General features: G+C 68.4%; 13 protein-coding genes. 12 read left to right on the forward strand and 1 reads right to left on the reverse strand.

Features of this window, described 5'->3' with window-relative positions:
- Positions 1-39 precede the first annotated feature (39 nt).
- Entirely contained in the window at positions 40-2,088 is a 2,049-nt protein-coding gene (gene metG / locus LZ009_RS04900) for a methionine--tRNA ligase (protein ID WP_275696747.1), read from the reverse strand.
- A 76-nt stretch (positions 2,089-2,164) separates the two neighbouring features.
- Between metG and apbC the strand changes: the two genes are divergently transcribed.
- The 12 genes from apbC (at position 2,165) to LZ009_RS24270 (ending at position 14,596) form a co-directional block, all read left to right on the forward strand.
- On the forward strand, positions 2,165-3,253 hold the full coding sequence (apbC, locus tag LZ009_RS04905; RefSeq protein ID WP_275696748.1) for an iron-sulfur cluster carrier protein ApbC: 1,089 nt from the start codon (positions 2,165-2,167) through the stop codon (positions 3,251-3,253).
- The gene (locus LZ009_RS04910) at positions 3,250-4,833 is read left to right on the forward strand and encodes an NAD(P)H-dependent oxidoreductase subunit E (protein WP_275696749.1); all 1,584 of its coding nucleotides are present in this window, start codon (positions 3,250-3,252) and stop codon (positions 4,831-4,833) included. The genes apbC and LZ009_RS04910 overlap by 4 nt, the downstream gene beginning before the upstream one ends.
- Before the next feature lie 9 nt (positions 4,834-4,842).
- Positions 4,843-5,361: a DUF3305 domain-containing protein gene (locus LZ009_RS04915; protein WP_275696750.1), complete on the forward strand. Its 519-nt coding sequence runs from the start codon at positions 4,843-4,845 to the stop codon at positions 5,359-5,361.
- Entirely contained in the window at positions 5,354-5,908 is a 555-nt protein-coding gene (locus LZ009_RS04920) for a DUF3306 domain-containing protein (protein ID WP_275696751.1), read from the forward strand. Before LZ009_RS04915 ends, LZ009_RS04920 begins: the two co-directional genes overlap by 8 nt.
- The gene (locus LZ009_RS04925; RefSeq protein WP_430300193.1) at positions 5,868-7,922 is read left to right on the forward strand and encodes a 4Fe-4S binding protein; all 2,055 of its coding nucleotides are present in this window, start codon (positions 5,868-5,870) and stop codon (positions 7,920-7,922) included. The genes LZ009_RS04920 and LZ009_RS04925 overlap by 41 nt, the downstream gene beginning before the upstream one ends.
- Positions 7,919-8,539, forward strand: coding sequence for a TorD/DmsD family molecular chaperone (locus LZ009_RS04930; protein ID WP_275696753.1), 621 nt, complete (start codon positions 7,919-7,921; stop codon positions 8,537-8,539). Before LZ009_RS04925 ends, LZ009_RS04930 begins: the two co-directional genes overlap by 4 nt.
- 147 nt (positions 8,540-8,686) lie before the next feature.
- Positions 8,687-8,893 carry a formate dehydrogenase gene (locus LZ009_RS04935; protein ID WP_275696754.1) on the forward strand — a complete coding sequence of 69 codons (207 nt, stop codon included), beginning with the start codon at positions 8,687-8,689 and terminating at the stop codon, positions 8,891-8,893.
- A 16-nt stretch (positions 8,894-8,909) separates the two neighbouring features.
- The gene (locus tag LZ009_RS04940; RefSeq protein ID WP_275696755.1) at positions 8,910-11,879 is read left to right on the forward strand and encodes a formate dehydrogenase subunit alpha; all 2,970 of its coding nucleotides are present in this window, start codon (positions 8,910-8,912) and stop codon (positions 11,877-11,879) included.
- A gap of 10 nt (positions 11,880-11,889) precedes the next feature.
- A complete protein-coding gene (gene fdh3B, locus LZ009_RS04945; protein ID WP_275696756.1) occupies positions 11,890-12,507 on the forward strand; it encodes a formate dehydrogenase FDH3 subunit beta in 618 nt (205 codons plus the stop codon).
- Positions 12,504-12,725, forward strand: a complete 222-nt coding sequence (locus LZ009_RS04950; protein WP_275696757.1) for a hypothetical protein — start codon at positions 12,504-12,506, stop codon at positions 12,723-12,725. The genes fdh3B and LZ009_RS04950 overlap by 4 nt, the downstream gene beginning before the upstream one ends.
- A complete protein-coding gene (locus LZ009_RS04955) occupies positions 12,709-13,947 on the forward strand; it encodes a formate dehydrogenase subunit gamma (protein WP_275696758.1) in 1,239 nt (412 codons plus the stop codon). The genes LZ009_RS04950 and LZ009_RS04955 overlap by 17 nt, the downstream gene beginning before the upstream one ends.
- Before the next feature lie 13 nt (positions 13,948-13,960).
- Positions 13,961-14,596, forward strand: coding sequence for a hypothetical protein (locus LZ009_RS24270; protein ID WP_346730722.1), 636 nt, complete (start codon positions 13,961-13,963; stop codon positions 14,594-14,596).
- Positions 14,597-14,647 lie beyond the last annotated feature (51 nt).

The raw sequence follows: 14,647 nt of genomic DNA on the forward strand, positions 1-14,647 counted from the left end.
GCATAGCAATGCCGCTTCGGGCCGCCCGCCGGGGTATCCCTAGCGGACGCGCATGCCGGGCGTGGCGCCCGGCCACGGGTTCAGCACGTAGATGCCGGGATTCGCCTTTTCGTCGCCATGGCTGGCGGCCAGCACCATGCCTTCGCTCACGCCGAACTTCATCTTGCGCGGGGCGAGGTTGGCGACCAGCACGGTCAGCTTGCCCACCAGTTCTTCCGGCTTGTAGGCCGAGGCAATGCCCGAGAATACGTTGCGCATGCGGCCTTCGCCGGCATCCAGCGTCAGCTGCAGCAGCTTGGTCGAGCCTTCGACCGCCTTGCACTCGACGATCTTCGCGATGCGCAGGTCGATCTTGGCGAAATCGTCGATGGTGATGGCGGGCGCGATCTCCTCGCCGCCCGGCACCACCTTTTCCACCACCGGCTCCGGCGCTTCGAACAGCGAGTCGACCACCTTGGCGTCCACGCGCTGCATCAGGTGCTTGTATTCGCCGACCTGGTGGCCGGCGCCCAGCGGCGTTGCGGCATGGCTCCAGTCCAGCGGCCGGCACTGCAGAAAGGCCTCGGCCTGCGCCGCCAGTTCCGGCAGCACCGGCTTCAGGCACGCGGTCAGCACCTTGAAGGCCTCGATGCATTCGGAGCAGGCTTTCGCCGCCTCGTCGCCCTTGCCTTCCTTCACCAGCTTCCAGGGCGCGGCGGCGTCGAAGCGCAGGTTCACTTCGTCGGCAAAGGCCATCACTTCGCGCAGCGCCTTGCCGTAGTCGCGGCTTTCGTAGAGCGACTGCACCCGCTCGACCAGCTTCCCCGGCTGCAGCGATGAGATGTCGCCCGCCACGAGCTTGCCGCCCGGCAGGAACTTCACCGCGCGGCTGGCGATGTTCACGTACTTGCCCACCAGGTCGGAGTTGACGCGCGCGACGAAGTCCTCGGGGTTGAAGTCGATGTCCTCGTTGCGGCCATTGAGCTTGGCAGCGATGTAGTAGCGCAGCCACTCGGGGTTCATGCCCAGGGACAGGTACTTGAGCGGGTCCAGGCCGGTGCCCCGGCTCTTGCTCATCTTCTCGCCGTTGTTCACGGTGAGGAAGCCGTGCACGAAGATCGCGTTGGGCGTCTTGCGGCCGCTGAAATACAGCATCGCCGGCCAGAACAGCGTGTGGAAGGTGATGATGTCCTTGCCGATGAAGTGGTACTGCTCCGTCGCCGGATCGGCGATGAATTCCTCGAAGGAGCGGTTCTCGCCCGCGGCCTTGGCGCCGCCCTTGTCGAAGTAGTTCTTCAGCGAGGCGAGATAGCCCACCGGCGCGTCGAGCCAGACGTAGAAGTACTTGCCCGGCACGTCGGGAATCTCGATGCCGAAGTAGGGCGCATCGCGGCTAATGTCCCAGTCGCCCAGCGCCGTGGTGCCGTCCTCGCCCGGCACCAGCCATTCGCTGATCTTGTTCAGCACCTCGGGCTGCACCGTGCCGCTGGCCGTCCACTGCTTCAGGAACTCCATGCAGCGCGGATCCGACAGCTTGAAGAAGAAATGCTCGGAAGTCTTCAGAACCGGCTTCGCGCCGGACAGCGTGGAATACGGGTTGATCAGGTCGGTGGGCGAGTAGACCTTGCTGCACACCTCGCAGTTGTCGCCGTACTGGTCCTGCGCGTGGCAGTTCGGACATTCGCCCTTGATGAAGCGGTCCGGCAGGAACATCTGCTTCTCCGGATCGAAGAACTGCTCGATGGTCTTGCTGGCGATCAGGCCGTTGGCCTTGAGGTCGCGGTAGATCTGCTGCGCCAGCACCGTGTTTTCGGGGCTGTCCGTGGAGTGCCAGTTGTCGAAGCGGATGTGGAAGCCGTCCAGGTACTCCTTGCGGCCCGCGGCAATGCCCGCCACGAAGGCCTGCGGCGTCACGCCCGCCTTCTCCGCCGCGATCATGATCGGCGCGCCGTGCGCGTCGTCGGCGCCCACGAAGTGCACCATGCTGCCCTGCATGCGCTGGTGGCGCACCCAGATGTCGGCCTGGATGTACTCCATGATGTGGCCGATGTGGAACTTGCCGTTGGCGTAGGGCAGGGCGGTGGTGACGAAGAGCTTGCGCTGGGACATGGGGTCTTTCCGGGGGAACCGGGGATTTTATTCGGGGTCGCTACACTCTGCGGGAACATAGGAAGACAAACCTTAGATGGCCACCCAGGAACAGCTGCTCGCCGCTTTGGCGGGCGTGACCGACCCGAACACCGGGAAGGACTTCGTCAGCACCAAGGCCGTGAAGAACGTGCAGGTCGAGGGCGGCGACGTTTCCTTCGACATCGAACTGGGCTACCCGGCGAAAAGCCAGGTGCCGGCGCTGCGCAAGGCGCTGGTGGCGGCCGCCAAGACCGCCCCCGGCGTGGAGAACGTCTCCGTCAACATCACGACCAAGGTGACGGCGCACGCGGTGCAGCGCGGCGTGCAGCTGATGCCCAACGTCAAGAACATCATCGCCGTCGCTTCGGGCAAGGGCGGCGTCGGCAAGAGCACCACCGCCGCCAACCTGGCGCTGGCGCTGGCCGCCGAGGGCGCCCGGGTGGGCATCCTCGACGCCGACATCTACGGGCCCAGCCAGCCGATGATGCTGGGCATCAACCGCCGCCCCGAAAGCGACGACGGCCAGACCATGGAGCCGCTGGAGAACCACGGCATCCAGGTGATGTCGATCGGCTTCCTGATCAACCAGGACGAAGCCATGATCTGGCGCGGCCCCATGGCCACCCAGGCGCTGGAGCAGCTGCTGCGCCAGACCAACTGGGCCGACCTCGACTACCTGATCGTCGACATGCCGCCCGGCACCGGCGACATCCAGCTGACGCTGTCGCAGCGCGTGCCCATGACCGGCGCGGTGATCGTCACCACGCCGCAGGACATCGCCCTGATCGACGCGCGCAAGGCCGTCACCATGTTCGAGAAGGTCGGCGTGCCCATCCTCGGCGTGGTGGAGAACATGGCCGTGCACATCTGCTCGAACTGCGGTCATGCCGAACATATCTTCGGCGAGGGCGGCGGCAAGCGCTACGCGGAAGAAAAGGGCATCGAGTTCCTGGGTGCGCTGCCGCTTGCCATGCAGATTCGCGAGCAGGCCGACAGCGGCAAGCCCACCGTGGTGGCGGATCCGGACAGCGAGGCCGCCGGCATCTACCGGGCGGTGGCCCGGCAGGTGGCGGTGAAGATCGCGACCAAGGCCAAGGACTTCAGCGCCAAGTTCCCGACGATCACGGTTTCCAAGAACACTTGACCACTCCGCAAGCAGACGCCGAAGCACGCAGCGAAGTCCGCGCCGTGCTGGCCGCGGCGCCCGGCCGGGCCGCGCGGGCCGACTGCTTGCTGGAATACCTGCATCGCCTCGACGCCGCGTGGGGCGGACTGCACGTCGCGCATCTCGCGGCGCTGGCGGAAGAACTGAAGCTGCCGCTGGAGCAGGTGCTGGCCGTGGCGAGCCGCTGCGGGCATTTCACCGTGCTGTGCGAAGGCGAGCAGCCGGCCGCGCTGCGCCTGACCGCCTGCACCGGCCTGCCTTGCGCGATGGCCGGCGGCGACGCCTTGCGCGACACGCTCCCTGCGCTGCTGCCGCCGGGGATCGCGCTGGCCGGGAGCCCTTGCCTGGGCCGCTGCCGCGAAGCGCCGGTGGTGCTGGTGGGCCAGGTGCCGGTGGCGCATGCGAGCGCGGAGTCGGTGCTGAACGCGCTGGTGCTCGAAGCCGAACGCGCACCCGGCGAGATGGGGCAGGTGCCCGTGCCAGCCGATTACGAAGCCTATGAGGGCTACCGGGCGGCCGGCGGCTATGCGCTGGCGGCGGCCCTGGCCGAGGGCCACGCCGATGTCGCGCGCGTACTGCAGGTGCTGGAGGAGTCGGGCTTGCAGGACAGCCGCGGCCCGGTCGCGGCGCAGTGGCGCCAGGCGCAACAGGCGCCCGCGCCGCGGCGCCTCGTGGTGGACCTCGCGCGGGGCGAGCCGGGCGCCTTCGCGGCGCGCGAGCTGGTCGAGCGTGAACCGCATCGGTTGCTCGAAGGCGCCTTGATCGCGGCCCTGGCGCTGGGTGCGGAGCAGGTCGTGATCGACGTGCATCCCGCCTGGCATGCAGCGCGCCGGGTGCTGGAGATGGAACTCGCCAGCCTGCGCAGCAACGGCAGCTTTGCGCAGCCCGCCGTCGAACTGCAGCGGGGCGCGGCCACGTCCTGGTGCACCGAACGCTCTTCCTGGGCGCTGCCGGCCGCGCTGCAGCTGGAATTCGAACCGCTGTTTGCCCTGCGCGAACTGCTGGAGCGGGGTGCGCCCTGGTGGCTGGCGCAAGGGCGGCGCGGCCACCATGGCCTGCGTGCCTTCAGCGTCAGCGGCCGCGTCTGCAGCCCGGGCGTCAAGCTGGCGCCGGCGGGGATCACCCTGCGCGAACTGGTCGACGAACATTGCGACGGCATGCCCGAAGGCGATGCGCTCTACGCCTGGCTGCCGGGCGGCGCCTCCGGCGGCATCCTGCCCGCGCAGCTGGCCGACCTGCCGCTGGATGCCGACACCTTGCAGGCCCACGGCGCCGCGCTGGGCGACGGCGGCATCGTCGTTCTCGGCCGGCAGGACAAGGCGCGCGACGCCGCGCTGGCCGGCATGCGCTTCTTCGCCGCCGCCAGTTGCGGCCAGCACGCGGCGTGCGCAGTCGCCGTGATGCGCGCGGCGCAGGTGATGGCGGCTCCGCGCTGGGACCGCGTGCTGCTGCAGAAGCTGCAGCAGGAAATGGCGGGCGAGCTCGATTGCGCCCTGGCGCGCGCCGCGGCCACCGCGCTGCGCTGCATGCACCAGCACTTCCCCGCCGAGACGGCGTAGAGTCGGCGCATGTCCCAGCGCCCCGGAATCGACGTTGCCGTCGTCATGCGAAAGGTCCACACCGCCAGCCGCTGGCAGGACTGGCGCTGGGAACTGGGCGAAGTGATCCCGCACGAGCCGGCCTTCGGCACCGAAGCCAGGCTCCTGCTGGACACCGAAACCGAGCAGCGTTGGCTGTTCCCCGGCTTCCGGGTCGAACTCTTCACCGACGACTGCGAGGGCTACTACCTCAACTACACGACCGAGAAGCCCGGCTGGTTCGTGATGTGGCGCATGGAGGACGGCGTCGCGCGCCCGGTGGCTGTGAGCCTGAGCTACCACGATGCCGGCCGCTGGCTCGATGCGCAGGAATACTGCGAGCAGGTGCCGGCCCCGCCCGAGGTGATGGCCTGGGTGCGCGAATTCGCCGAGGCGCACTACGTGCCCGAGCCGCGCAAGCGGCAGCGGCCGGAGAGCTTCCGCAAGCTGGAGGACCGGTTCGGCAATCCCGCCAGTGTCAGCACCGGCAAGGGCCGCGGCAATGGCTGAAGGCTTCCTCGGGCGCTGGTCGAAGCGCAAGGACGCGGTCCGCAAGGGCGAGGAGGTGCAGGCCGAGCCGGAAGTGGTGGCACCTGCTCCGGCGCCGGTGCCGGCCGCTGCCGCGCCCGCCGAAGTGCCTGCGCCACCCACCCTGGAAGACGCCCAGGCCCTGACGGCCGAATCCGACTTCACGCGCTTCACCGCGCCCAACGTCAGCCCGGAAGTCAGGAATGCGGCGATGAAGAAGCTGTTCGCCGACCCGCACTTCAACGTGATGGACGGCCTGGACACCTACATCGACGACTACGGCAAGCCCGATCCGCTGCCGCCGGAGATGCTGAAACAGCTGGCGAGTGCGAAATTCCTGAAGCTCTTCGACGAGGAAGAAGAAAAACCCCAGACCCGGGAGAGTGCGGAGGGACCCGGGGCGCAAGGCGTGGCACAGTCGGACCCACGCAGTGACCTGCCAAGCAGTACCAACGATGCCGACCCTGATTTGCGATTGCAACAAGACGATGCCCCTGGACCCCGCGGCCCTGGGCCAGGCGCTGGATGAAAAGCTGACGCTGCATTCGACGCTGTGCCGGCGCGAAGCCGGGGCGTTCCAGCAGGCCGTGAAGGGCGGCGAAGACGTGGTGGTGGCCTGCACCCAGGAAAAGCGGCTGTTCGCCGAGATCGGCGAGCAGACCGAGGGCGCGATCTCCCCGATCCGCTTCGTCAACATCCGCGAAACGGGCGGCTGGAGCCGCGACGCGCGCAGCGCCATGCCCAAGCTGGCGGCCTTGCTGGCCGCGGCCAAGCTGCCCGAGCCCGAGCCGGTCGCCACCGTCACCTACAAGAGTGCGGGCCGCCTGCTGGTGATCGGCCCGCTGGAGGCCGCCGAGCGTTTCGCGGCCGTGGCCGGCGATGCGCTGGACGTGACCATCTTCGCCCGCGGCGGATCGGGCGCGCAGGAGCGCCGCTTCCCCGTGGTGGGCGGCCGCATCCAGTCGCTCACCGGCTGGCTGGGCGCCTTCCAGCTGGAATGGGCGCAGGACAACCCGATCGACCTGGACCTCTGCACGCGCTGCAACGCCTGCGTGGCGGCCTGTCCGGAGCAGGCGATCGGCCTGGACTACCAGGTCGACCTGCGCGCCTGCAAGAGCCACCGCTCCTGCGTCAGCGCCTGCGAGGTCGCCGGCGCCATCGACTTCACCCGCGCCCCGGCGCCGCACAGCGAGAGCTACGACCTGGTGCTGGACCTGCGCCAGCAGCCCGCCTTCCTGCGCCACGCCCCGCCGCAAGGCTATTTCCACCTGCCGCCCGAGCGGGCCGACGGCGCCGCGGCGCTGGAGACGGTGCTCAAGCTGCGCGAGCTGGTCGGCGAGTTCGAGAAGCCGAAATTCTTCGCCTACAAGCAGAAGCTCTGCGCCCACAGCCGCAACGAGCAGGTGGGCTGCAGCGCCTGCATCGACATCTGTTCGGCCGAAGCCATCTCCAGCGACAAGGCGCACCAGCAGGTCAAGGTCAATTCCAGCCTGTGCGTGGGCTGCGGCGCCTGCACCACGGTCTGCCCGACCGGTGCGATGACCTACACCTATCCGCGGCCGGCGGAGCAGGGCACGAAGATCAAGACGCTGGTCTCCAGCTACGAGCGCGCCGGCGGCAAGGCGCCCGTCCTGCTGCTGCATAGCCAGGAGCGGGGCCAGGCGCTGGTGGAAGAACTCGGCCGCGCGGCGCGCGTGGGCGCTGCGCATGGCGTGCCGGCCAACGTCATTCCGCTGGCGCTGTGGCACGTCGCCAGCACGGGCATCGACCTCTGGCTCACGGCCGTCGCGCAGGGCGCGGCGCACGTGGCGGTCCTGGCGACGACCGAAGAAGCACCGCAATACCTCGATGGCCTGCGCCAGCAGATGGAAGTGGGGCAAGCCATCCTGGCCGGCCTGGGCTACGCCGGCAGCCACTTCAGCCTGCTGCAGGGGCGCGATGCCATGGACCTCGATCGCGAACTGGCCCTGCTGGCGAAGCGAGGTGGCGCCGTGCCCGCCCAGCGCGGCCGCTTCTCCGCCACGCCGGAGAAGCGCGGCACGCTGACGCTGGCGGTCGAACATCTGGCCGAACAGGCGCCGCTGCAGCCGGAAGCCATCGCGCTGCCGGCCGGCGCGCCCTTCGGCAACATCCTCGTCGACACCCAGAAGTGCACGCTGTGCCTGAGCTGCGTGGGCGCCTGCCCGGCGAGCGCCCTGCAGGACAACCCGCAGCAGCCGCAGTTGCGGCTGGTGGAAAGCAACTGCGTGCAGTGCGGCCTGTGCGCCAAGACCTGCCCGGAGCAGGCCATCACGCTGCAGCCGCGCCTGTTGTTGACGCCCGAGCGCAAGCAGCCGCGCGTGCTCAACGAAGCCAAGCCCTACGGCTGCATCCGCTGCGGCAAGCCCTTCGGCACGCTCAAGGCGGTGGAGCTCATGCTCGGCAAGCTGGCCGGCCACGCCATGTTCCAGGGCGAGGCGCTGGAGCGGCTGAAGATGTGCAGCGACTGTCGCGTGATCGACATCCATTCGTCCAGCGCCGAGAGCAGGATCACGGACCTATGAAAGAGCAGATTCCGGTCTCGTCCGCGCTGGACGAGGAAACGGCGCGCGCCGAGATCTACGGCCTGCTCGCGCAGCTGTTCTACGCCGCTCCGCCGCCCGAACTGCTGGCGGCCTTGCGCGTGGCGGTGACCGATGCGCCGGCGCAAGGCGCCTTCCTCGAGGAACCCTGGCGCGAACTGGTCGGCGTGGCGCGGTCCATGAGCGACGCCGCGGTGCGCGAGGAATACGAGGCGCTTTTCGGCGGCGTCGGCAAGCCCGAAATCTACCTGTTCGGCTCGCACTACCTCAGTGGCTTCCTCAACGAAAAGCCGCTGGCGCGCCTGCGCGACACGCTGGCCGAACTCGGGCTGGCGCGCGACGAGGCCATGGGCGAGACCGAGGACCACATCGCCTACCTGTGCGAAGTGATGCGCTACCTGATCGCCGGCGACGACGTGGCTGTCGCCAACCTGACGAAGCAGAGCGAGTTCTTCGCCACGCACCTGCAGCCCTGGGGCATGCAGTTGTGCGATGCAATATCGGCCCATCCCAAGGCCCGCTTCTACGGGGTGCTCGCCGACTTCACGCGGGCATTCCTCAACGTCGAAGTGCAAGGCTTCGACATGCTCGATACCTGACCGAGAGCGTCTCAATCTGAGACAGGGCCTCCGCCCTCGCGTTTTCCCCTAGGGATCGCGCGATGCATTTGCATGCAAACGATTGCGAATGCCGGTACGCTCGTCTAGAGTATGAAGAGAAGTGCATAAGAGCTCCAGGAGACGCACATGTCCGAAAGCCAGAAACCCCGGCGCCGGGGATTCATGTTGGGGGCGGCCGCTGCCGGTGCCGCCGCTGCCGCCGTCGTCACGCTGCCGCAAGTCCAGGGCACCGTGGCCGCAACCAGCGAGAAGGCTCCGCCTGCGCCCGAGAACGGGGGCGGCTACCGCGTGTCGGAACACGTCAAGCGGTACTACAAGTCCACGCTGATCTAACCTCCTGGAGAGCTCCATGTTGCTCACGAAGAAGTCGGGCGGCGCCCAGGCCAACCCGCGTTCCCCTTTCGTCCATAGCCTCCAGCGCGGCCTCGCCGCCGCCATTCCCACCATGGACCGGCGCGCCTTCCTGCGCCGCTCCGGCCTGGGCGTCGGCGTGGGCATCGCCGCCACCCAGCTCACGCTGGTGAAGAAGGCGCAGGCCAAGGACGGCAACGGGCCGGCGGTCGGCGAAGGCCGCATCGAGGTCAAGCGCACCATCTGCTCGCACTGCTCGGTCGGCTGCGCCATCGACGCGGTCGTCGAGAACGGCGTGTGGGTGCGCCAGGAGCCGGTGTTCGATTCGCCGATCAACCTGGGCGCGCACTGCGCCAAGGGCGCGGCGATCCGCGAGCACGGCCACGGCGAATTCCGCCTGCGCTACCCGATGAAGCTGGTGGCCGGCAAGTACCAGCGTATCTCCTGGGACCAGGCGCTCAACGAGATCTCCGCCAAGGTGGAGGAACTGCGCAAGGCCAGCGGCCCCGACTCCGTGTACTGGATCGGCTCGTCGAAGCACAGCAACGAGCAGTCGTACCTGATGCGCAAGTTCGTCAGCCTGTTCGGCAGCAACAACTGCGACCACCAGGCACGCATCTGCCACTCCACCACGGTCGCCGGCGTGGCGAACACGTGGGGCTACGGCGCCATGACCAATTCGTACAACGACCTGCAGAACAGCAAGTGCGCGTTGTACATCGGCTCCAACGCCGCCGAGGCGCATCCGGTCTCCATGCTGCACATGCTGCATGCCAAGGAGAACGGCACCAAGCTGATCGTCGTCGACCCGCGCTTCACGCGGACCGCGGCCAAGGCCGACGAATACGTGCGCATCCGCTCCGGCTCCGACATCCCCTTCCTGTTCGGCCTGCTGTACCACGTGTTCAAGAACGGCTGGGAGGACAAGAAGTACCTGGCCGACCGCGTGTACGGCATGGACAAGGTGCGCGAGGACGTGCTGGCCAAGTGGACGCCCGACAAGGTGGAGGAAGCCTGCGGCGTGCCCGAGGCGCAGATGGTCAAGGTGGCGACGATGATGGCGCAGAGCCGGCCGTCGACCATCGTCTGGTGCATGGGCCAGACCCAGCACACCATCGGCAACGCGATGGTGCGCGCATCGTGCATCCTGCAGCTGGCGCTGGGCAACATCGGCGTGTCGGGCGGCGGCGCCAACATCTTCCGTGGCCACGACAACGTGCAGGGCGCCACCGACGTCGGCCCCAACCCCGACTCGCTGCCCGGCTACTACGGCCTGGCCGAAGGCTCCTGGCGGCACTACGCCAAGGTCTGGGGCGTGGACTACGACTGGATCAAGGGCCGCTTCGCCAACGTCGGCATGATGAGCAAGCCCGGCATCACGGTGTCGCGCTGGATCGACGGCGTGCTCGAGAAGAACGAGATGATCGACCAGGACGCCAACCTGCGCGGCGTCGTCTACTGGGGCCACGCACCCAACTCGCAGACCCGCGGCGCCGAGATGAAGCGGGCCATGGACAAGCTGGACCTGCTGGTGGTGGTGGACCCGTATCCCTCGGCCACCGCGGCGATGGCCGCCATGCCTGGCCGGCCGGAGGACCTGAACCCCAACCGCGCGGTCTACCTGCTGCCGGCGGCGACGCAGTTCGAGACCAGCGGCTCCGTCACGGCGTCGAACCGCTCGATCCAGTGGCGCGAGAAGGTGATCGAGCCGCTGTGGGAAAGCCGCAGCGACCACATGATCATGTACCAGCTGGCGCAGAAGCTGGGCTTCGGCAACGAGCTGGTCAAGAACTACAAGATGCAGAAGGTCAAGGGCATGGACGAGCCCCTGCCCGAGGACATCCTGCGCGAGATCAACAAGACCAACTGGTCGATCGGCTACACCGGCCAGAGCCCCGAGCGCCTGAAGGCCCACATGCGGCTGATGGGGCAGTTCGACGTCAAGACGCTCAAGGCCAAGGGCAGCGTGGTCGACAAGGAAACCGGCTACGACATCGCGGGCGACTACTACGGCCTGCCCTGGCCCTGCTACGGCACGCCGGAACTCAAGCACCCGGGCTCGCCCAACCTGTACGACAACCACAAGCACGTGATGGACGGCGGCGGCTGCTTCCGCGCCAACTTCGGCGTGGAGAAGGACGGCGTCAACCTGCTGGCCGAGGACGGCTCGTTCCCGGTGGGCAGCGACATCCAGACCGGCTACCCCGAGATCGACCACATCTTCATCAAGAAGCTGGGCTGGTGGGGCGAGCTCACGCCGGTGGAACAGGCCGCGGCCGAGGGCAAGAACTGGAAGACCGACCTCTCCGGCGGCCTGATCCGGGTGGCGATGAAGAACCACGGCATCCACCCCTTCGGCAACGCCAAGGCGCGCGCGGTGGTGTGGAACTTCCCGGACCCGATCCCGCAGCACCGCGAGCCGATCTACAGCACGCGGCCCGACCTGGTGGCCAAGTACCCGACGCACGACGACAAGAAGGCCTTCTGGCGGCTGCCCACGCTGTACAAGTCGCTGCAGCAGAAGAACGTCGAGGACAAGCTGGCCGAGAAATTCCCGCTGATCCTGAGCTCGGGGCGACTGGTGGAATACGAAGGCGGCGGCGAGGAAACGCGCTCCAACCCCTGGCTGGCGGAACTGCAGCAGGAGTCCTTCGTCGAGATCAACCCGAAGACGGCGGCGGCGCGGCAGATCAAGAACGGCGACCGCGTGTGGCTCAAGTCGCCCACCGGCACGCAGCTGAACGTGCAGGCGCTAGTGACGGATCGCGTCGGCCCGGACACGGTGTGGATGCCCTTCCACTTCTCGGGCCGCTGGCAAGGCACGGACATGCTGCCGTACTACCCGAGCGGCGCAGCGCCCGTCGTGCGCGGTGAAGCCGTCAACACGGCGACCACGTATGGCTACGACAGCGTGACGATGATGCAAGAGACGAAGACAACGATCTGCCAGATCGAGAAAGCAGCTTGAGGAGACCACGATGGCACGAATGAAATTCATCTGTGACTCCGAGCGTTGCATCGAGTGCAACGGCTGCGTCACGGCCTGCAAGAACGAGCACGAGGTGCCCTGGGGCGTCAACCGGCGCCGCGTGGTCACCCTCAACGACGGCGTGCCGGGCGAGCGCTCGGTATCGGTCGCCTGCATGCACTGCTCCGACGCGCCCTGCATGGCGGTCTGCCCCGTCAACTGCTTCTACCGCACCGAAGAGGGCGTGGTGCTGCACGACAAGGACGTCTGCATCGGCTGCGGCTACTGCAGCTACGCCTGCCCGTTCGGCGCGCCGCAGTTCCCCTCGGCCGGCACCTTCGGCGTGCGCGGCAAGATGGACAAGTGCACCTTCTGCGCCGGCGGCCCGGAAGCCAACGGCTCGCAGGCCGAATTCGAGAAGTACGGCCGCAACCGCCTGGCCGAAGGCAAGCTGCCCGCCTGCGCCGAGATGTGCTCCACCAAGGCGCTGATGGCCGGCGACGGCGACGTCATCGCCGACATCTTCCGCAACCGCGTGCTCAAGCGCGGCAAGGGCGCCGAAGTCTGGGGCTGGGGCACCGCCTACGGTTCCAAGCAGGCCGGCCAGCCCGGAGGCCAGAAGTCATGAAAGCCGTCCTGATCGCATCGCTGGCCGTGCTCGCGTTCGCGGGCTGCGCCGAGAAGGAGCAGACGGCGTCGGGCATCAAGTCCGACAGCGCTTCCTTCCAGGGCACCAGCCGCCAGTTCGTCGCCCCGGGCTGGAAGCCGGGTGACCGCGCCAGCTGGGAACAGCAACTCAAGGTCCGTACCGTCCAGGGGCAGAACGACTATGCGAAGGTTCCTTGACGTCCTGGCCGCGGCGGCACTGACGCTGGCCGCCGCCGGCGCGTTCGCCCAGGCCCAGCCCGCCGCTTCCGCCGCCACCGCCATGCCCGCCGCCAAGCCGGCGGTGCAGGAAGACCTGCCGCCGCCGGCGCCGGGTGCCGCAGGCGGCATCCAGGGCCAGAACATCTTCGACGTGAAGCCCGAGGTGAAGCGCGATGCGTCCAGCGACCCGGACTACCTGAAGCAGAACAACGGCCAGCGCAACGCGGTCCAGCCGGGCAACAACGCGCCGATGTGGCGCGGCGTGCAGGCCGGCAAGGAAGGCTACAGCAGCCTGCCGAAAAGCGAAGCGCCCGAGGCCGGGATCCTGATCCAGGGCCCGGTGCAGTACCCGGGTTCGCGCCTCACCAGCGCCGGCGAAGCCTGGCGGCAGGTGCGCAACCAGTGGGTCATTCCCTACGGTGCGGCGCTGCTGGCGATCGCCGTGCTGGCGCTCGCGCTGCTGTACTTCACCAAGGGACCGCTGGGGCAGCACACGCAGGACACGGGCCGCAAGATCGAGCGCTTCACGCCCTTCGAGCGCGCGGCGCACTGGTCGAATGCCATCGCCTTCTGCGCGCTGGCGATCTCCGGCCTCGTCATGGCCTTCGGCAAGTTCTTCCTGCTGCCGGTCATGGGGCTCACGCTGTTCGGCTTCCTGACCTACGTGCTGAAGACGATCCACAACTTCATGGGGCCGCTGTTCGTGGTCTCGCTGGTGATCATCTTCCTCACCTTCCTCAAGGACAACTTCCCGCAGCGAGGCGACCTGCGCTGGATCCTGTCCGCGGGCGGCCTGTTCAGCAAGCACGAGCCGCCCTCGTACCGCTTCAACGCGGGCGAGAAAGGCATCTTCTGGCTGGGCGTGTTCCTGCTCGGCACCATCGTCGTGGTCTCGGGTCTGGTGATGGACAAGCTGGTGCCCACCATCGACTACGTGCGCGGCACCATGCAGGTGACGCACATGGTCCATGCCACTGCCGCGATGGCCATGATGGCGGTCTTCATCGGCCACATCTACATGGGCACCATCGGCATGCGCGGCGCCTACGGCGCCATGCGGCGCGGCTGGGTCGACGAGAGCTGGGCGAAGGAACACCACGCCTACTGGTACGAGGACATCAAGGCCGGCAAGATCCCGGCCGAACGCAGCCGGCCCGTGGCCATGGTCGACAAGAGCGGCGATCTCGCCCGCCCCGCCTGAGGAGATTCACCGCATGATCCGTTGCACGATCGCCGCCGCCGCGGCCCTCGCAGTCACCGGCCTGGCCCTGGCCAAGCTGCCGCCCGTGGACGAAGCCGCCAAGGCCAAGGCGGCCGAAGCCGCGGCCAAGACGGCCTGGCAAGGCAAGGTCGACGCTTACCAGCTGTGCAAGGTGCAGGACAAGGTCGCCGCCGCCTACCGCAAGACCGCAACCGCTGCCGGCAAGCCGGCATCCGCTGGCGTGGCCGCGGCCGTTCCGGCGGCCAATGCGCCGGCCAATGCCGCCGCCGCCGGAGCCATCGCGGCCGCGGCCAAGCCGGCCAGCGGCGCGGCAGCGCCGGCCGCTGTTGCCGCGGCCTCCGCCTCGGCGAAGCCTCCCACCCCGACCGATGCCACCGCATCGCAAGGCGGCAGCACGCCGGTCGCCGGCGTCGGCACGGCGGCCGCACCCTCGTGGCCCGGTTGCGCCGACCCCGGGCCCTTCGCCTACGCACCGCCCGAGCAGAAGCCGCTGGAGACTTCCGGCGCGCATTCGCCGGCCGCCAATGCCACCAGCCCGCCGAGCAACCGCGCGACGTCGGCCGAGCTGGCTCCGTCCAAGCCGGGCACGGCCACCGCGCCGGCTGCGGCGCCCGCCAAGAAGCCCTGAGCTTCCCGGACTCCCGCAGGCCAGCCCTCGGGCTGGCCTTTTTGTTTTGCT

Source organism: Ramlibacter paludis, assembly GCF_022012305.1.
Lineage (GTDB): Bacteria > Pseudomonadota > Gammaproteobacteria > Burkholderiales > Burkholderiaceae_C > Ramlibacter > Ramlibacter paludis.

Excerpts from the sequence above, each read along its gene's own strand:
- metG (WP_275696747.1), bottom strand. The coding sequence starts at position 2,088 with ATGTCCCAGCGCAAGCTCTTCGTCACCACCGCCCTGCCCTACGCCAAC.
- apbC (WP_275696748.1), top strand. The coding sequence starts at position 2,165 with ATGGCCACCCAGGAACAGCTGCTCGCCGCTTTGGCGGGCGTGACCGAC.
- LZ009_RS04915 (WP_275696750.1), top strand. The coding sequence starts at position 4,843 with ATGTCCCAGCGCCCCGGAATCGACGTTGCCGTCGTCATGCGAAAGGTC.
- LZ009_RS04920 (WP_275696751.1), top strand. The coding sequence starts at position 5,354 with ATGGCTGAAGGCTTCCTCGGGCGCTGGTCGAAGCGCAAGGACGCGGTC.
- LZ009_RS04925 (WP_430300193.1), top strand. The coding sequence starts at position 5,868 with ATGCCCCTGGACCCCGCGGCCCTGGGCCAGGCGCTGGATGAAAAGCTG.
- LZ009_RS04930 (WP_275696753.1), top strand. The coding sequence starts at position 7,919 with ATGAAAGAGCAGATTCCGGTCTCGTCCGCGCTGGACGAGGAAACGGCG.
- LZ009_RS04935 (WP_275696754.1), top strand. The coding sequence starts at position 8,687 with ATGTCCGAAAGCCAGAAACCCCGGCGCCGGGGATTCATGTTGGGGGCG.
- LZ009_RS04940 (WP_275696755.1), top strand. The coding sequence starts at position 8,910 with ATGTTGCTCACGAAGAAGTCGGGCGGCGCCCAGGCCAACCCGCGTTCC.
- fdh3B (WP_275696756.1), top strand. The coding sequence starts at position 11,890 with ATGGCACGAATGAAATTCATCTGTGACTCCGAGCGTTGCATCGAGTGC.
- LZ009_RS04950 (WP_275696757.1), top strand. The coding sequence starts at position 12,504 with ATGAAAGCCGTCCTGATCGCATCGCTGGCCGTGCTCGCGTTCGCGGGC.
- LZ009_RS04955 (WP_275696758.1), top strand. The coding sequence starts at position 12,709 with ATGCGAAGGTTCCTTGACGTCCTGGCCGCGGCGGCACTGACGCTGGCC.
- LZ009_RS24270 (WP_346730722.1), top strand. The coding sequence starts at position 13,961 with ATGATCCGTTGCACGATCGCCGCCGCCGCGGCCCTCGCAGTCACCGGC.